Here is a 17,579-nt window from a genome sequence, read left to right as displayed (position 1 = left end):
GCGACCGGCCTCAGCGCACGCAGGTGACCAGGTCGTGCGCCCCGTCCGGGCGGGCGGCCTCGACGTAGAAGCGCACCCGGCCATCGGGCAGCGGCACGGCGGTGGCGTACCTGAAGGCGCCGTCGGCGTGCGGGGAGGTGATCGGTGCCCGGTCGTCGCGGGTGACCTTCTCGCCGTCCCACCTGGCCACCCCGGTCGTCTCGTGCCAGTTCGACGCGGCGTCGGGGCGTCCGTCGTAGAGCAGTGTCCCGTCGCCCAGCACCGCGGTCACGCGCGCACCGCGCGCGTCCCAGTGCCCCTCCCGGCCGGCGAGCACCTCGCCCCGGTCGTGCCAGTCCAGGCCGTCGGCGCTGGTGAGGCGCCGGGTGGTCATCCGGTCCTCGTGACCCGGCTCGTCGAGCGGGTGGCAGCACAGCCACATCTCGTAGCCCTCGTCGGTGAGCCGCACGACGGGATCCTTGACGCCCGTGCGGCCGTCGCCGTCGTGCACGCGACGTCGTACGCCGTCGGGCAGGGCCTCGACCGTGTCGGCGGTGAGGCTGTCGACCCACCAGTGCTTGGAGCCGGGGGTCGCGCACGAGAGGTAGAGGCGCCAGCCGCCCTGGCGGAGGGGGACGAGGGCGGGGCGCTCGAACGACTCCGCACCGAAGGCGTCGCGGTGCACCTCTGCGACGGGCTCGAAGGTGGTGCCGTCGTCCGACCGGGCCACGACGACCCGCACGCCACGGCCGTCGGCCAGCGGGCGGCGGACGCGCCAGGCCAGCCAGAACACGTCGTCGACCAGCACCGCGCTGGCGGCACCGGCCCAGCTTCCCGGCCCGGCGCCGGGCGCGGGCACGACGACCTCGACGTCGTCGTAGGTGGGTGGTGACGTCACGCGCACACGCTAGCCCGGCGTCTCAGTGGCGCGTCTCGAACGAGGTCGCCCCCGTCACCGCCGCCTCGCGCACCGCCACGTCGCGCACCCGCGCGAGCGACGGCCCGTCGTGGCACCACGCGACGAGCGCGTCGAGCGCCGCGTCGTCGCCCTCGGCGTGCAGCAGCACCGAGCCGTCGGGCTCGTTGCGCACCCAGCCGGCCACGCCGAGGCGCCGCGCCTGCTCCTCTGCGTACCACCGGAAGGAGACACCCTGCACCCGTCCGGTCACCCGTGCCTCGATCGCCCTCACGCCCTCGATCATCCCCTGCTCTGGTGTCGGGTGCGAGGCTGTGGGGCGATGAGCAGCCACGAGCAGGTCGACGCGCAGAGCGGCACCGTCGATGCGACGTACGAGCCCGACCCGCGCCGCTGGCGCGTGCTCGCGGTCTCCCTCGTCATCGGCTTCATGTCGTTGCTCGACGTCACGATCGTCAACGTCGCGGTCCCCTCGATCCGCGCGGGTCTCGGCACCAGCGCAGCGACGATCCAGTGGGTGGTGTCGGGGTACGCCCTCGCGTTCGGCATGACGCTCGTGGCGGGCGGTCGGCTCGGCGACGCCCACGGCCGGCGTCGGATGATGATGGTCGGACTGGTGGGGTTCGTCGCCTCCAGCCTCGCCGTCGGGCTGGCGCCCAGCGCCACGGCGATCGTGCTGGCCAGGCTGGCGCAGGGGGCGAGCGCGGGCCTGCTCACGCCGCAGAACTCCGGGCTCATCCAGCAGCTCTTCCGCGGCGAGGAACGCGGCCGGGCGTTCGGTCTGTTCGGCTTCACCGTCGCGGTGGCCTCCGCCGCCGGTCCCCTGATCGGCGGCACGCTGATCGGGCTGCTCGGCGAGGACGACGGCTGGCGCTCCCTCTTCCTCATCAACGTCCCGATCGGGCTCGTCGCGCTGGTGCTCATCCACCGCCTCGTGCCCGACAACGACGCGGGTGGGGCCGGTGCCGCGGAGAAGGACCCGCGCGTCGACCTGCCCGGGGCCGCCCTGCTCGGACTCGCCGTGCTCGCCGTGCTCTACCCGCTGATCAGCCTCGAGGGCGGGGCGGGCCTGCCGCTCCTGCTGCTCCTGGCGTTCCCGCCGCTCGCGTGGGGCTTCGTGCGGTGGGAGGTGCGGACCATCGCGCTGGGTCGTCCGCCGCTGCTCGACGTCTCGCTGCTGCGCGGGCTGCCCGGCTACGCCAACGGCCTGCTGGTCGGCACGCTCTACTTCACCGGCTTCACCGGAATCTTCCTGGTCCTCTCGGTGCACCTGCAGGAGGGCGAGGGCTTCTCCCCGCTCTCCTCGGCCCTGCTCCTCACACCGTTCGCGGTCGGGGCGGCCACGACCTCACCGCTGGCCGGACGGCTCGTCGGACGGATCGGGCGACGGGTCACCCTGGTCGCGCTGTCGGTGATGATGACCGGCACGGCGCTGGCGGCCTGGCTGGTCACCTCGCCCTCCGACACGCTGTGGTGGACCCTCGCGCCCGCCATGCTCCTCGCCGGGATCGGCGGCGGCGGGGTCATCTCGCCCAACTTCACCCTCACCCTGGCCGAGGTCCCCCCGCGGATGGGCGGGGCCGCCGGTGGTGCGCTGCAGACCGGCCAGCGGATCGGATCGGCCCTCGGCGCCGCACTGCTCATGACCGTCTACCAGGCCGTCGCGGCGGTGGCGTCCGCCCCCGTCGCCGCGCGGGCGGCGCTGCTGACCGCGCTCGCCGTGCTGTCGGTCGCGCTTGCCGCCGCCGTACGGTCCTGGCGATCGGGCGACTGAGGGCGTGGGTCCGGCCGGGGGTCCCCGGGGACCACGGTGCTGCTCGAGCGGACCGTTGTCCGCTCAGGTACCCCCATGAAGCGGCACCGGGCTACTCGAGCGCACCAGTGTCCGCTCGACGTCCCCCGTGGTCGCCGCCGCTAGAGGATCGCGCCCGGCACGTACGCCGCTGCGCCGGGGTGGGCCGCCGCGAGCGCCTCGACCCGGGCGACGACCGCGCGGGTCTGGGCCACGGCAGCGCCGGTGAACTCGATCGGGTCGGCGACGAGGGCGTCGATCTGGTCGCGGGTGAGCCCCAGCCGGGAGTCGGCGGCCAGCTTGGCGAACACGTCGTTGTCGGCCTGGCCGGCGCGCATGGCGAGCGCGGTGCCGACGGCGGCCTCCTTGATCGCCTCGTGGGCGGCCTCGCGACCGACGCCGTTGCGCACCGCCGCCATCAGCACCTTCGTGGTGGTGAGGAACGGCAGGTAGCGGTCGAGCTCTCGCTGGATGACCGCGGGGAAGGCGCCGAACTCGTCGAGCACGGTGAGGAAGGTCTGGAAGAGGCCGTCGGTGGCGAAGAACGCGTCGGGGAGCGCGACGCGGCGCACGACGGAGCAGGAGACGTCGCCCTCGTTCCACTGGTCGCCGGCGAGCTCGCTGACCATCGACAGGTGCCCGCGCAGGATGACGGCGAGGCCGTTGACGCGCTCGCAGGAGCGGGTGTTCATCTTGTGCGGCATCGCCGAGGAGCCGACCTGGCCCTCCTTGAAGCCCTCGGTCACCAGCTCGTGACCGGCCATCAGCCGGATCGTGGTGGCGAGGTTGGACGGTCCGCTGACGAGCTGCACGAGCGCGGCCACGGCGTCGAAGTCGAGCGAGCGCGGGTAGACCTGGCCGACGCTGGTGAGCACCTGCTCGAAGCCGAGGTGCGCGGCGACCCGCTCCTCGAGCTGCTCCAGGCGGGCGGCGTCGCCATCGAGCAGGTCGAGCATGTCCTGCGAGGTGCCCATCGGGCCCTTGACCCCGCGCAGCGGGTAACGCGCGAGCAGCTCCTCGACGCGCTGCACACCGATGAGCATCTCGTCGGCGACGGTGGCGAAGCGCTTGCCGAGGGTGGTCGCCTGGGCGGCGACGTTGTGCGAGCGACCGGCCATGACGGTGGCCTCGTGCTCGGCGGCGAGCCGGCCCAGCCGGACCAGCGCGGCCACCGCGCGGTCGCGCACCAGCTCGAGCGAGCGGCGCACCTGCAGCTGCTCGACGTTCTCGGTCAGGTCACGCGAGGTCATCCCCTTGTGGATGTGCTCGTGCCCGGCCAGGGAGGAGAACTCCTCGATCCGGGCCTTCACGTCGTGGCGGGTGACGCGCTCACGGGCGGCGATGGAGTCGAGGTCGACCCGGTCGATGACCGCTTCGTAGGCCTCCACGACGCCGTCGGGGACGGCGATGCCGAGGTCGCGCTGCGCCTTGAGGACGGCGACCCACAGCTGGCGCTCGAGGACGATCTTGTGCTCGGGCGACCAGATCTCGGCGAGATCGGCGCCGGCGTAGCGGGTGGCCAGGACGTTGGGGACGCTCACGGCTCAGAGTGTCCCATCCTGCGGGGACCACTCGTCCCACGGTGCCCACCAGCGGTCGTCGCGCTCGAGCAGGTCGGCCACCTCCGCGGCCGCCGCCAGGGTGGCGAGCAGCTCCTCGGAGGTGATCCGGCCCGAGGCGAGCGAGGGCGCGAGGTGCTGCACGTCCTTCCAGCGCCACGTGCCGTCGAGCTCGACGACGACGTCGAGCTGGAGGTCGTTGACGTCCACGCCGTCGGCGGTGCGGACCACGGGCGTCTCGAAGTTGACGTACGTCGACAGCGCGCGGCCCGCGGCGTCGAAGAACCGCCACACGGAGTACCAGTCGCCCGCGCGGCGCTGCTTGAGCACCGTCGTGCCCTGCCACGCCTCGAGGTGTCCCCACGGGTGCGGCACCGGGTGCGGCGGGAAGTGCATCGCCGTGCCCGCGGGCTTCACGGTGACGAGGAGGGTGCCGTCGTCGGCGAGCACGCGCTCGTCCCACGACGCCCACTCCGCGCCGTGGAGCACTTCGCGGACCCGCACGGGCGAGCCGACCGCGAAGGGGTCAGCCACGTGAGGCCGCACCCTCGACCACCCCGAGGGGCTCCGCGGCGATGTCGCGGCGCCACTGGGCGCCCGGGAAGCTGATCGACGCGATGCCTTCGTACGCCTTCGCGCGGGCGTCGGCGACGTCGGTGCCGGTCGCGCGCACGGCGAGCACCCGGCCGCCGGCGGTGACCAGCCCGGCGTCGGTCCGCGCGGTGCCGGCGTGGATGACGTCGACGTCGTCCTCGCGGTCGAGGGTCTCGGTGCCGACGACGACGTCGCCGGAGCGCGAGCCCTCGGGATAGCCCGCGCTCGCCATCACGACGGTCACGGCGGCGCCGTCGGCGAACTCGGGGCGGGGTGCGACCGACAGGTCGCCGTCGGCGGCGGCGCGCAGCAGGACCCCGAGGGGCGAGGTCAGCAGCGCGAGCACGGGCTGGATGTCGGGGTCGCCGAAGCGGACGTTGAACTCGATGACCTTCGGCCCGCCCGCGGTGAGCGCCAGCCCGACGTAGAGGCAGCCGACGAACGGCGCGCCGCGCTGCTGCATCTCGGCGAGCGTCGGCGCGACCACCTGCTCCATCACGCGCTCGACGGTGCCCTCGGGCAGCCAGCCGAGCGGGGCGTAGGACCCCATGCCGCCGGTGTTGGGCCCGCGCCCGCCGTCGAAGATCCGCTTGAAGTCCTGGGCCGGCAGCAGGGGCACGCCGACGGTGCCGTCGCACACGACGAAGAGGGAGAACTCGGGGCCGTCGAGGAACTCCTCGACCACCACCCGCTCGCAGCCGGCAGCGTGGGCCAGCGCCTCGTCGCGGTCGTTGGTGACCACCACGCCCTTGCCCGCGGCGAGGGCGTCGTCCTTGACGACGTGCGGCGCCCCGAAGGTGTCGAGGGCCGCGGCCACCTCGTCGGCGGTGGTGCAGGTGTGCGAGCCGGCGGTGGGCACCCCGGCGAGCGCCATCACGTCCTTGGCGAAGGCCTTGGAGCCCTCGAGGCGCGCGGCCGCCCGCGACGGGCCGAAGACGGCGATGCCTGCCTCGCGCACTGCGTCGGAGACGCCCGCGACCAGCGGCGCCTCGGGCCCGACGACCACGAGGTCGGCTTCGATCGAGGTGGCGAGGGCGGCGACGGCGGCGCCGTCCATGAGGTCGACGTCGTGGAGCGTGGCGACCTGACCGATCCCGGGGTTGCCGGGAGCGGCGTGGACCTCGCCCACCGCGGGGTCACGGGTGAGCGCGACCGCGAGCGCGTGCTCGCGCCCGCCGGTGCCGACGACGAGGACCCTCACGGGTGCACGACCACCGTCTGCTCGCGGCCCGGGCCGACGCCGACGGCCCAGATCCGCGACCCCGACATCTCCTCGAGCGCCTGGACGTAGACCTGCGCGTTCTTGGGGAGGTCGTCGAAGGAGCGGCAGTCGGAGATGTCGCTCTGCCAGCCCTCGAAGTACTCGTAGACCGGCTTCGCGTGGTGGAACTCGGTCTGGGTCATCGGCATCTCGTCGACGCGCTTGCCGTCGATCTCGTAGGCCACGCAGACCGGGATCTGCTCCCACGCGCCGAGGATGTCGAGCTTGGTGAGGAAGAAGTCGGTGAGGCCGTTGACGCGGCTGGCGTAGCGCGCGACCACCGCGTCGTACCACCCGCAGCGCCGGGTGCGCCCGGTCGAGACGCCGATCTCGCCGCCGAGCTGCTGCAGCTGCGCGCCGTCGTCGTCGAAGAGCTCGGTGGGGAACGGCCCCGAGCCGACGCGGGTCGTGTAGGCCTTGATGACGCCGATCACCCGGTCGATGCGGGTGGGACCGACGCCCGCGCCCACGCAGACGCCGCCGGCGACCGGGTTGGAGGAGGTGACGAAGGGGTACGTGCCGTGGTCGACGTCGAGCATGGTCGCCTGGGCACCCTCGAAGAGCACCGTCTGCCCCGCGTCGAGCGCCCGGTTGAGCAGCAGCGAGGTGTCGCACACCATCGGCTCGAGGCGCTCGGCGTAGGACAACAGCTCCTCGACGACCGTGTCGACCTCGATGGCGCGACGGTTGTAGACCTTGGTGAGCAGGTGGTTGCGCACGTCGAGGGCGGCCTCCACCTTCTCGCGCAGGATCCCCTCGTCGAAGAGGTCCGCGATCCGCACCCCGACCCGGTTGACCTTGTCGGCGTACGCCGGCCCGATGCCGCGGCCGGTGGTGCCGATCTGGTTCTTGCCGAGGAAGCGCTCGGTCACCTTGTCGATGGTCGCGTGATAGCTCGCGATGACGTGGGCGTTGGCGCTGACCTTGAGGTCGGCCACCTCCACCCCGCGTGCGACGAGCCCGTCGAGCTCGCGGAAGAGCGCCTCGGGCGAGACGACCACGCCGCCGGCGATCACCGAGGTCGCGCCGGGGGTCAGGATGCCGCTGGGCAGCAGGTGGGTGGCGTACTTCTCACCGTTGATGACGATGGTGTGGCCGGCGTTGTGACCACCGCTCGTGCGGACCACGAAGTCGATGGAGTCCGTGGTGGCGAGCTGGTCGGTGGCCTTGCCCTTGCCCTCGTCGCCCCACTGGGCGCCGAGCACGACGATCGCGGGCATCTCAGCCCTCCTCTGTCATGTCATCGGAAATCAAGATCTGAACAGGAAATGCGAACAGCCCCGGCACAAGGCACCGGGGCTCTTGCGACGCCACGCTACCGCACCTCCGCCGCACCGACCGTGACGGCGACCGGGCGCGGACCGGCATCCACCCGAGAGGCTGATGCGCGGGCGGCTGTGTGGGCTAGTCTCCGGCCGTGCGCTCCCTTCTGGTCATCACCAACGCTGAGGCCGGAACCTCCGACGAGGAACGGCTCTCCGAGGCGCTGGCCGTCCTGCGCGAGGGCGCCTCCGTCGAGGTCGCCAAGACGTCGAACCCCGGGGAGCTCGACGGCGTGCTGCACCGCGCCGGGGGCCGCACCGTGGTGGTCGCCGGCGGCGACGGCAGCATCCACGCAGTGGTCACGGCGCTGCACAAGCGACACGAGCTCGCGGGCTCCACCCTGGCGCTGCTCCCGATGGGCACCGGCAACGACTTCGCCCGCGGCAACGACATCCCGCTCGAGATCGAGGACGCCGCCCGCCTCGTGCTCGACGGCGAGGCCCGGCCGGTCGACCTGCTCGTCGACGAGACCGGCAACATCGTGGTCAACAACGTGCACGTCGGCGTGGGGGCCCAGGCCAGCCGCAAGGGCGCGAAGTGGAAGACCCGCCTCGGCTCGGTCGGCGTCGGCAAGGTCAACCTGGGCAAGCTCGGCTATCCGATCGGCGCCGCGCTCTCGGCCTTCCACCCGCCCAGCTGGCGCCTGCGCGTCGAGGTCGACGGCGAGGTCGTCAACGACGTCGACCGCCCGGTGCTGATGGTCGCCATCGGCAACGGCGGCAACGTCGGCGGGGGCACCGAGCTCAACCCCGACGCCGACCCCGAGGACGGCCGCCTCGACGTGATGATCAGCCGGGCCGTCAAGCCGCTCGCGAAGGTCGGCTACGTCGCCCACCTCAGCCGCGGCGAGCACGACCAGCGCGACGACGTCGTCACCCTGCGTGGACGCTCGGTGAAGGTCAGCGGCGAGGAGTTCTGGCTGTCGGCCGACGGCGAGATCTCCGGGCCCGAGCGCAGCCGCAGCTGGCGCCTCGAGCCGTCGGCGTACTCGATGATCCTGCCCCCGGCCTGACCTGGCCGCTCGGCTTCAGAGCCAGCCGCGACGCACGGCCTCGACCCCTGCCTGGAACCGGGTGTCGACGCCGAGCTCGGACATCAGCGAGGAGATCCGGCGGCGCACCGTGCGCAGGCCGATGCCGAGCTTGCGGGCGATCACCTCGTCGGTGGCCCCGGCCATCAGCTGCTCGAGGAGGAACTGGCGCTCCTCGGGCCGACCGCCTCCGGACTCCAGCTCCGGGACCGGGGCCGCACGTGACCACAGCAGCTCGAACCACAGCGTCAGCGCGGCCACGACCGAGCGCTGACGCACGTGGACGCGCGGGGAGTCGGCGAAGCCGATGGGCTCGGGCAGCACCGCGTGCGTGTCGCCCAGGATGAACATCCTGGTGGGCACCTCCGACATGACCCGCACCCGCTCGCCCAGCGAGGCTCGCGTGCGCAGCGCCTCGGGCGCCTCGGTGAGGGCCCGGACGGGGTAGATCGCGCGCGACCGGCGCCCCATGGCCATGGCCTCGGACAGGATCGTGCTCACCTTCGACTCCCGCGGCATCGCCCAGGCGTCGGGACGCAGCCACAGCATGTCGCCGCGGCTGGTGCGCAGCATCAGGTGCAGCAGCTCGAGGGGGTCACCTCCCGCGCTGAGCTCGCCGTCGAGGGGGCGGATGTCGCTGAGGTCGGCCTCGTCGGGGCGGGTGGCGGCGGCGACCAGGTGCGGCACCGCACCGGCCAGCTCGCCCAGTCGCGCGGCCGACGTCGCCGCCTGCCGCGACTCGCGCAGCACCAGCTCGGAGACCACCTCGGCCAGCGGCGGCACGACGACGCGCTCGCCCGCGAAGGTCACCAGCCCCCGCTCCTGCAGGGGCGCCAGCGCGCGCAGCAGCCGGTCGGGGCGCTCCTGCACGAGCCGCGCCACGCCCACGAGCGTGTGCCCCGAGACCGGGGCGAGCCGGAAGTAGAGCTGCTCGGCCTCGCGGTCGAGGCCGAGCGCCATGAGCACCGAGGAGGGGTCGCCTGCCATGGATGGCAGTTTAGTGCCAGCGGCACTCGCGAACCGCGTGGCAGCGACCGGCCACTCCATACTGGGGCCTGGCCGGCCGCGTGCGGGGGTGTGCGGCAGGCCTGCTCCTCGGAGCGCAGCGCCGGAGTCGTCGCGGGGGACGACTCCGGCGCTCCTGCGTCCCGGACGCACCCGACGGCCCGGTCCGGGCTCCCCGATAGCCTTGCCGCATGGCACGAGGTGGACGGCGAGAGCAGGGCGATCCGGTCGACTGGGTGACGCGGGCGGCTGACGACGCCGTACGCCACGCCGGCGAGGGCAACCGCGTGACGGTCGCGTCCGGCGCGTCACCGAGCGGCCCGATCCACCTGGGCAACCTGCGCGAGTTCATCACCCCGCACTTCGTGGCCGAGGAGCTGCGGCGCCGCGGCGTGCCGGTGCGCCACCTCCACTCGTGGGACGACTTCGACCGCTTCCGCAAGGTGCCGGCCGGGGTGCCGCCCGAGTGGGCCGACCACATCGGTCGCCCGCTGAGCGCCGTGCCCGACCCGTGGGAGTGCCACGCCAGCTGGGCCGAGCACTTCAAGGCACCGCTCCAGGACGCGCTGCGCGAGCTCGGCGTCGAGATGGAGGAGATCTCCCAGACCGAGATGTACACCTCCGGTGCCTACCGCTCGCAGGTCCTCGAGGCCGTCGCGCGCCGCGACGAGATCGAGGCGGTCCTCGCGCAGCACCGCACCAAGCAGGTGAGCGCCGGCGAGGACGCGTCGGCACAGGAGGCCGCCGACCTCGCCGACTCGGTAGCCAACGAGGACGACGAGGAGGGCGACCCGACCGCGGGCGCCTCCGCCGACGCCGTCGCGCGCTTCCCCTACCGTCCCTACTGCCGCGAGTGCGGGCGCGACACCGTCACCACCACGGCGTACGACGACGCCACCACGACGCTGTCCTACACCTGCTCCTCCTGCGGCCACGAGGGCACCACCGACCTGTCGAGCGACACCGACGGCAAGCTGGTGTGGAAGGTCGACTGGCCGATGCGCTGGGCCTACGAGTCGGTCAACTTCGAGCCCGCCGGGCGCGACCACATGACCCCGGGCTCGTCCTACACCGTCGGCACCGAGCTGGTCTCCTCGATCTTCGACTGGCGCGCTCCCGCCCGGGTGATCTATGCCTTCGTCGGCTTCGCCGGGGTGCAGAAGATGTCGTCGTCGGCCGGCGGCGTGCCCACCGCGGCCGATGCCCTGCGCATCCTCGAGGCGCCGATGCTGCGCTGGCTCTACGTCCGTCGCGCGCCCACGCAGGCCTTCGACATCGACTTCGGCGCCTCGGTCGTGCGCCTCTACGACGAGTGGGACGCCCTCGGCCGCAAGGCCGCCGACCCGGAGAAGGCCGACGTCGCGACGCTGGCCTGGCACCGCGCCTCGTCGACGGCGTCGGCGGGGACCCTGCCGACGCCCGCCGTGCCGGTGCCCTTCCGCACGCTGTCGTCGGTCGCCGACGTGACCGCGGGCTCGGCCGAGCTGATCTCGCGGATCGTGGAGTCCTCGGGATTCCCGCACGACTCGGTCGCCGACCTCGAGCCGCGGCTGTCCAAGGCGATGCAGTGGACGGCCGAGCACGTCCCCGCCGACGAGCGCACCACCGTGCGCGAGACCCCGGACACCTCGCGGTTGTCGTCCCTGTCCGAGGACGAGGAGCTCTGGCTCAAGATCTTCCTCGACCGCCTGCCCGACGACGGCGACCTCGACGCGGTCACCTCGGTCGTCTACGGCACGCCCAAGGTGGCGCGCGGGCTCGGCTTCGACGACGCCCCGACCGACCAGGTCAAGGCCGACCAGAAGGACTTCTTCCGGCTGCTCTACCACCTGCTGGTCGACGCCGACCGCGGCCCGCGCCTGCCGACGCTGGTGCTCGCGCTCGGCCCGGCGAAGGTGCGCCGCCTTCTCGGCGCCTGAGGTTCCCTCGGGGGCCGCGGGCCGTCCGGATGAGGGGTTGAGCGGACCATGGTCCGCTCAACGCACGGCATGGCGTGCGTCGAGTGTCCACGGCAGGTGCCTAGTCAGATTGATCCCCGCCACTGCCGCCGCCATGCGTCCACAGGAGGCTGTGCCGGGTCTTCGTCCACAGGGCTGAGTTCACCCGCTGGAAAGGCGACACGAGCTTGTCCAGCCTCAGCAGCATGAGACCTGCCCTTCGCGCCGTAGCTGCTCAACAAGCTGGAGTGTTCTCGCGTGCCCAAGCCATCCGGGCCGGATACACCGAACGCGAGGTCAAGGCGCTCACCAGGCCCGACGGTGCCTGGGCCGTGGTCCGTCTTGGTGTCTACTGCGAGCGAGCTCAGTTGGACCAGCTTGACTCCCGGTCGAGGTGGTTGTTCAAGGACCGAGCCGCGGCGCTGTCGGCGCGGCGACCGGTCACGATGAGCCACGACTCCGCGGCCCGGCTCCTCGAGATCGACACGCTCGACCCGCTGTCACCGGCGAGCCACCTGACCCTCTACGGACCATGCGGCTCTCGTACGAACAGCGGGTTGACGCGCCATCGCGATCTCCTGCCCCTGTGCGTCGAGCGGGTCGGCGGCCTGGTGACCACGTCGTACGCGCGCACCGCCATCGACATCGCGCGATGGCACGGCTATCGACACGGGCTGGTCGCTATCGACTCCGTACGCCGGCTCGGCGTGCCCCATTCGGACCTCGAGGCCGAGCTGGACCGCATGAGGTGCCACCCGCACATCGCTCGTGCACGGGCGGCTCTGGCGGACTCCGACGCTGGGTCCGAGTCCGTGCTGGAGACGCTCGGCCGGGAGCTCGTGGCCTCACTGGGCATAGGTGACGCGCAGACGCAGTTTGCAGTCCGCATCGCCGGCGACCGGGTGGTCTGGTGCGACATCCGGGTCGGGTGTCATCTCTTCGAGTGCGAGGGCAGGCTCAAGCTCGTTCCCCCCGAACGAGGTGGCGTTGCGTCGGAACCACCCGAGGTCGTCGTGTGGAAACAGCAGGGACGTCGCACGGACATCTGCGCCGAGGGATTCGGGATGTCGCGCATCGTGTGGGCAGACTGCTTCGAGCCCGGCTGGGAAAGGGCACGCGATCGGCTCCGCAAGGAGTACGACGTGACAACGGCGAGGTTCGGACGCGAACCTGCGCCACACCTCCTCGCGTTCGCCGAGGCGCATCCGCGAAGAACCGCATCACGGCTCTGGCTACCGGGCGTCGGTACGGCCGCTTGAGGCCCGAACCAACTGGTGCCTTCCGGCGGACGCTAGGCGCACGCCATGGCGTGCGTCGAGCGGACCTACGTCCGCTCGAGCCGAGGCGTGGACACCGACGCCCAGCCTCACCGGCGGAAGGTCGGCGGCTCCCCGAGGTAGCGCTCGAGGTCGGCTCGCACGGCGTCGCTGATCGACCACGCCGACTGGGCGGCGTGGTCCCACAGGACGTTGACGCACTCCCACACCGCGGCCGGACCGCCGTCGGCCTCGACCCGCAGCTCGGCGGCCACCGTGAACGACGAGCGCCCGACGCGGCTCACCCAGAGCGAGGCGAGGAAGGGCTGGTAGGGCACGAAGCGCATCTCGCCGTGGTACTCGATCGACTGCGAGGCGACGAGCTCGGAGACCCCCTCGTCGACCGCGTGCAGCAGACCGGTCCCGCCCGCCGGCAGGCCGGGCAGGGGCGCGAACCGCAGGAACTCGTAGCGCGCCTCGTCGAGCACCCGCACCGCCTCGACGTTGTCGACGTGCCCGGCGAGGTTGATGTCGCGGTAGCGGGCCTGGATCTCGGTCGTGAACGTCTCACCCATGGGGGAAGTCTGTCGGACGGGCACCCGGCCTAGAGTTGCGGGCATGACCTCCGGTTCCTTCGGCGGCGACCTGATGGCCGGTCCCCCGCCCACCCACCTGCCCGCCGACCCCGCCGACGCCGAGATCTCCGGCGGGGAGGCGCCCGCGGGCGTCGTACGCCGTCACCCGGAGTCGCCGGCCGCCTGGGCCGCGCTCGCGGCACAGGCCAAGGAGGCCGGCGCCGATGACGTGACGGTCTACGCCTACGCCCGCGTCGGCTATCACCGCTCGCTCGACATGCTGCGCCGCAACGGCTGGAAGGGCCACGGGCCGGTGCCGTGGGAGCACGAGCCCAACCGCGGCTTCCTGCGCTCGCTCGCGCTCCTCGCCTTGGCAGCCCGCGCGATCGGCGAGACGGCGGAGTGGGAGCGGTGCTCGACCTTTCTGCGCGACTCGAGCCCGGCTGCGGCGGACGCGCTGCTCGGCTGACCGCCCGTCGCGGCAGACCGACCGTTCGTCGCAGCACCGCCCGGCGGGTGAACGTGACGCCCATCACCTTGTGGTGGGCTAGACCGATGAGCACCACCCCTACCCCGTCGCGTCCTGAGCAAGGACCACCCCCGACCGACAAGGGCAAGATGGCCATCGCCGCCGTCCTGCTCTGCATCCCGATCGTCGCCCTCCTCTGGGTGCCGAGCTATGCGAAGACCGACCCCGAGCTCCTCGGCTTCCCGTTCTTCTTCTGGTACCAGTTCCTCTGGGTCTTCATCTGCTCGGCGCTGACCTGGACGGCCTACCGCCTCACCCTCTCGGCCCGCGGGAAGACCACGCACCAGGTGGGTGAGGACCGATGACGCCGCAGGTCGCCGTGATGGCGGCGGACACCGGCGGCGTCAACGGCGTCGCCCTCGCGGTCCTGATCGTCCTGTTCCTGATCGTCACCGTCGCCGGTTTCATGGCGTCACGCTTCATGCGCGCCGACTCCATGGAGTCGCTCGACGAGTGGGGCCTGGGGGGTCGCAAGTTCGGCACCTGGATCACGTGGTTCCTGCTCGGCGGCGACCTCTACACGGCGTACACGTTCGTGGCCGTGCCGGCGGCGATGTTCGCGACGGGTGCCGTGGCCGGCTTCTTCGCCGTGCCCTACACGATCATCCTCTACCCGATCATCTTCATCTTCATGGCGCGGTTGTGGTCGGTGAGCCACCGCCACGGCTACGTGACGACGGCCGACTTCGTGCGCGGCAGGTACGACGACCGCACCCTGTCGCTCGCAGTGGCGGTCACCGGATTCGTGGCGACCATGCCCTACATCGCGCTGCAGCTCGTCGGCATCCAGGCGGTGCTCGAGGTGGCCGGGCTCGGTGGCGGCGACAACGTCCTCGCCAAGGACGCGCCGCTCCTCATCGCCTTCGCGGTGCTGGCGGCCTACACCTACTCCAGCGGCCTGCGCGCCCCTGCGGTGATCGCGTTCGTCAAGGACATCCTGATCTACCTCGTGATCATCGTGGCGATCGTCTACCTGCCCGGCCAGGTCGGTGGCTGGGACTCGATCTTCGGCGCGGCGCAGGACAAGATGAGCGCGGCCAACCCCGTCGACGGCAAGCCCAATGGCGCCTTCATCCCGTCGCTCGGTGAGGGCGGAGCGGCGTTCGCCTACGCCACGCTGGCGCTCGGCTCGGCGATGGCGCTGTTCATGTACCCGCACTCGGTGACCGCGTCGCTGTCGTCGAACTCGCGCAACACGATCCGGCGCAACGCCGCGATCCTGCCGGCGTACTCCTTCGTGCTCGGTCTCCTGGCCCTGCTCGGCTGGGTCGCGATCGCCGCGGGGACGCAGCCGATCGGCCTCGACGGCAAGCCCAACGCGCAGCTGGTGATCCCGCAGCTGTTCGAGGACATGTTCCCGGCGTGGTTCGCCGGCGTGGCCTTCGCCGCCATCGCGATCGGCGCCCTGGTGCCGGCCGCGATCATGTCGATCGCCGCGGCCAACACCTTCAGCCGCAACATCTACAAGGAGTGGATCAAGAAGGACGCCACCCCGGCCCAGGAGGCGAAGGTCTCCAAGCTGATGTCGCTGCTGGTGAAGGCGTTCGCGCTGGTCTTCGTGCTCACGCTCGACAAGCAGAACGCGATCAACTTCCAGCTCCTCGGCGGCATCTGGATCCTGCAGACGTTCCCGGCCGTGGTGTTCAGCCTCTTCACCCGGTGGTTCCACCGCCACGGCCTGCTCGCCGGCTGGGCGGTCGGCATGGTCTACGGCACGTGGCAGGCGTGGAACGTGGCCAACCCGCGCGCCGGCATCAACCACTTCGGTGGCTCGCTCGACCCGATCCCGGTGATCGGCGAGCTGGGCTACATCGCGATGACGGCGTTCGTCATCAACGTGGTGCTCGCGGTCGTCATCAGTGCGGTGCTCAACGCGGTCAAGGTCTCCAACGGCCGCGACGAGACGATCCCGTTCGACTACTTCGCCGACGCCGACGACCCGCGGGTGAAGAAGGACCTCAGCGAGCACACGCACCACGGCGACCCCTACGGCGACCCGGACGACATCCCGGGCAACGCGCCCGCGCGCTGACGTCGTACGCCACCACCTGAGCGGTGCGTGGGGCGGGTTCCCGGCTCCGGGAACCCGCGCCACGCACCGCTTCGGCGTCCGCGACCAGGAATCGATGTCGGACCGCCGGTGTTCACTGGGGTCGTGACCGCACCGACCCCGCCGACCACCACCGACGCCACCGGGACCGAGCAGCCCGACCCGTGGCCCGCCCTCTGGGCGCTGTGCATCGGCTTCTTCATGATCCTGGTCGACACCACGATCGTCACGGTGGCGACGCCGGCGATCATCGAGGACCTGCAGGCCGGGGTCAACGAGGTCGTCTGGGTCACCAGCGCCTACCTCCTGGCCTACGCCGTCCCGGTGCTGATCACCGGTCGGCTCGGTGACCGCTTCGGCCCGAAGAACCTCTACCTCGTCGGGCTGACGGTCTTCACGATCGCCTCGCTCGCGTGCGGGCTGACGACCACGATCGAGGGCCTGATCGCGGCGCGCGTCGCCCAGGGTCTGGGCGCGTCGATGATGACGCCGCAGACGATGGCCGTCATCACGCGCATCTTCCCGATCGAGCGGCGCGGCTCGGCGATGGCGCTGTGGGGCGCGACGGCGGGCGTCGCCACGCTGGTCGGTCCGATCGCCGGCGGGCTGCTCGTCGACAGCCTCGGCTGGGAGTGGATCTTCTTCGTCAACGTGCCCGTCGGGATCGTCGCCTTCGCCCTCGCGTGGCGGCTCGTGCCGAGGCTGGAGACCCACACCCACTCCTTCGACTGGCTGGGCGTGGCGCTGAGCGGCGCGGGCATGTTCCTGCTGGTCTTCGGCATCCAGGAGGGCGAGCAGTACGACTGGTCCACCATCACCGGCCCGATCACCGTGTGGCGCCTGATCGTCGTGGGCCTGGTCGTGCTCGGGCTGTTCGTGCTCTGGCAGGCGCGCAACCGCCAGGAGCCGCTGGTCCCGCTGAGCCTGTTCCGCGACCGCAACTTCTCGGTCTCCAACCTGTCCATCACCACCGTGTCCTTCGCCTTCACCGCGATGGGCTTCCCGCTGATGCTGTGGGCCCAGCTGGTGCGGGGCTACTCCCCGACCCAGGCCGGGCTGCTGCTCGTGCCGATGGCGGTCATGTCGATCGTCACCGCGCCGCTCACCGGGAAGCTGACCGACCGCGTGCACCCGCGCACGCTGACCGTCGGCGGGTTCGCCGGGCTCGGCCTGGCACTGCTCCTGCTGAGCGTGGTGCTGGCCCCCGACACCCCGCTGTGGCAGCTGCTCGCGGTCTTCGCGTTGATGGGCCTGGGCAGCTCGTTCCTGTGGGGCCCGTTGGCCACCACGGCCAACCGCAACCTGCCGCCCCAGCGGGCCGGCGCCGGCTCCGGGGTCTACAACGCGACGCGCCAGGTCGGCGCCGTGCTGGGGTCGGCGGCCATCGCGGTGCTCATCGACGCGCGGCTCGCGGCCAACGGCCTGTCCTTCTCCCCGTCCGAGGGCGGCGCGACCGGCACGACGCTGCCCGCCCAGGTCGCCGGCCCCTTCACCGACGCGATGGCGCAGGCACTGCTGCTCCTGCCGGCGGTGCTGGCGCTCGGCCTCGTCGCCGTGCTCTTCTTCGAGCGGCCGCGCCACTTTGCCGACGCACCGGCCCGTGACGACGCGGGGGCCGACGCGGAGCCCGCGCCGCGCTGACCCGCGCCGCGGCGGCGTACGCCTCGGACGTCTGGGCGGTGCGTGAGGAGGATTTCCGAGGTACGAAATCCTCCTCACTCACCGCCCGCGGGTGCGCCGTGCTCCGACACACGCACGAGCGGTGCGTGAGGG

The 17,579-nt window shown here is 72.2% G+C and carries 16 protein-coding genes; 8 read left to right on the top strand and 8 right to left on the bottom strand.

Annotated elements, in window-relative coordinates; translation table 11 throughout:
- Nucleotides 1-10 precede the first annotated feature (10 nt).
- The gene (locus ASG76_RS00210) at nt 11-877 is read right to left on the bottom strand and encodes a hypothetical protein (RefSeq protein ID WP_235529356.1); all 867 of its coding nucleotides are present in this window, start codon (nt 875-877) and stop codon (nt 11-13) included.
- 22 nt (nt 878-899) lie between these two features.
- Nucleotides 900-1,169 carry an acylphosphatase gene (locus ASG76_RS00205; protein ID WP_235529355.1) on the bottom strand — a complete coding sequence of 90 codons (270 nt, stop codon included), beginning with the start codon at nt 1,167-1,169 and terminating at the stop codon, nt 900-902.
- Between the two features lie 48 nt (nt 1,170-1,217).
- Here ASG76_RS00205 and ASG76_RS00200 point away from each other — a divergent pair, with 48 nt between their 5' ends.
- Entirely contained in the window at nt 1,218-2,669 is a 1,452-nt protein-coding gene (locus ASG76_RS00200; RefSeq protein ID WP_056598268.1) for an MFS transporter, read from the top strand.
- Between the two features lie 140 nt (nt 2,670-2,809).
- Here the strand turns inward: ASG76_RS00200 and purB are convergent, their stop codons facing one another.
- From purB to ASG76_RS00180, 4 genes are read right to left on the bottom strand one after another with little or no spacing between them, the layout of a single operon-like run.
- Complete coding sequence (gene purB / locus ASG76_RS00195; RefSeq protein WP_056598264.1) at nt 2,810-4,228, bottom strand: adenylosuccinate lyase; 1,419 nt, start codon at nt 4,226-4,228, stop codon at nt 2,810-2,812.
- Between the two features lie 3 nt (nt 4,229-4,231).
- On the bottom strand, nt 4,232-4,780 hold the full coding sequence (locus tag ASG76_RS00190; protein ID WP_056598262.1) for a DUF402 domain-containing protein: 549 nt from the start codon (nt 4,778-4,780) through the stop codon (nt 4,232-4,234).
- Complete coding sequence (gene purD, locus ASG76_RS00185; protein ID WP_056598259.1) at nt 4,773-6,041, bottom strand: phosphoribosylamine--glycine ligase; 1,269 nt, start codon at nt 6,039-6,041, stop codon at nt 4,773-4,775. The genes ASG76_RS00190 and purD overlap by 8 nt, the downstream gene beginning before the upstream one ends.
- Nucleotides 6,038-7,321: an adenylosuccinate synthase gene (locus tag ASG76_RS00180; protein ID WP_056598256.1), complete on the bottom strand. Its 1,284-nt coding sequence runs from the start codon at nt 7,319-7,321 to the stop codon at nt 6,038-6,040. Before ASG76_RS00180 ends, purD begins: the two co-directional genes overlap by 4 nt.
- A gap of 197 nt (nt 7,322-7,518) precedes the next feature.
- Between ASG76_RS00180 and ASG76_RS00175 the strand changes: the two genes are divergently transcribed.
- Nucleotides 7,519-8,436 (top strand): diacylglycerol/lipid kinase family protein, encoded by a 918-nt coding sequence (locus ASG76_RS00175; protein WP_056598249.1) that lies wholly within the window; start codon nt 7,519-7,521, stop codon nt 8,434-8,436.
- Nucleotides 8,437-8,451: 15 nt separating this feature from the next.
- Here the strand turns inward: ASG76_RS00175 and ASG76_RS00170 are convergent, their stop codons facing one another.
- The gene (locus ASG76_RS00170) at nt 8,452-9,441 is read right to left on the bottom strand and encodes a helix-turn-helix transcriptional regulator (RefSeq protein WP_056598247.1); all 990 of its coding nucleotides are present in this window, start codon (nt 9,439-9,441) and stop codon (nt 8,452-8,454) included.
- 209 nt (nt 9,442-9,650) lie between these two features.
- Here ASG76_RS00170 and lysS point away from each other — a divergent pair, with 209 nt between their 5' ends.
- Together lysS and ASG76_RS00160 are read left to right on the top strand one after the other, a co-directional pair.
- Nucleotides 9,651-11,378, top strand: coding sequence for a lysine--tRNA ligase (gene lysS / locus ASG76_RS00165; RefSeq protein WP_056598244.1), 1,728 nt, complete (start codon nt 9,651-9,653; stop codon nt 11,376-11,378).
- A 266-nt stretch (nt 11,379-11,644) separates the two neighbouring features.
- Nucleotides 11,645-12,655, top strand: a complete 1,011-nt coding sequence (locus ASG76_RS00160; RefSeq protein ID WP_157558846.1) for a hypothetical protein — start codon at nt 11,645-11,647, stop codon at nt 12,653-12,655.
- 107 nt (nt 12,656-12,762) lie between these two features.
- On the opposite strand, the gene ASG76_RS00155 is transcribed toward ASG76_RS00160, so the two are convergent.
- The gene (locus ASG76_RS00155; RefSeq protein WP_056598238.1) at nt 12,763-13,227 is read right to left on the bottom strand and encodes an acyl-CoA thioesterase; all 465 of its coding nucleotides are present in this window, start codon (nt 13,225-13,227) and stop codon (nt 12,763-12,765) included.
- A 43-nt stretch (nt 13,228-13,270) separates the two neighbouring features.
- Here ASG76_RS00155 and ASG76_RS00150 point away from each other — a divergent pair, with 43 nt between their 5' ends.
- The 4 genes from ASG76_RS00150 (at nt 13,271) to ASG76_RS00135 (ending at nt 17,447) form a co-directional block, all read left to right on the top strand.
- On the top strand, nt 13,271-13,696 hold the full coding sequence (locus tag ASG76_RS00150; protein WP_056598235.1) for a DUF3151 domain-containing protein: 426 nt from the start codon (nt 13,271-13,273) through the stop codon (nt 13,694-13,696).
- An 86-nt stretch (nt 13,697-13,782) separates the two neighbouring features.
- Nucleotides 13,783-14,061, top strand: a complete 279-nt coding sequence (locus ASG76_RS00145) for a DUF3311 domain-containing protein (protein ID WP_082587135.1) — start codon at nt 13,783-13,785, stop codon at nt 14,059-14,061.
- Entirely contained in the window at nt 14,058-15,788 is a 1,731-nt protein-coding gene (mctP, locus tag ASG76_RS00140; RefSeq protein ID WP_082587134.1) for a monocarboxylate uptake permease MctP, read from the top strand. The genes ASG76_RS00145 and mctP overlap by 4 nt, the downstream gene beginning before the upstream one ends.
- A gap of 123 nt (nt 15,789-15,911) precedes the next feature.
- Entirely contained in the window at nt 15,912-17,447 is a 1,536-nt protein-coding gene (locus ASG76_RS00135; protein ID WP_056598224.1) for a DHA2 family efflux MFS transporter permease subunit, read from the top strand.
- The last annotated feature ends 132 nt before the right edge of the window (nt 17,448-17,579 follow it).

This window comes from Nocardioides sp. Soil774, assembly GCF_001428125.1.
Classification (GTDB): Bacteria; Actinomycetota; Actinomycetes; order Propionibacteriales; family Nocardioidaceae; genus Nocardioides.
Note: the sequence above shows the minus strand (reverse complement) of the source record. Positions and strands in the feature narration are given on the sequence as shown.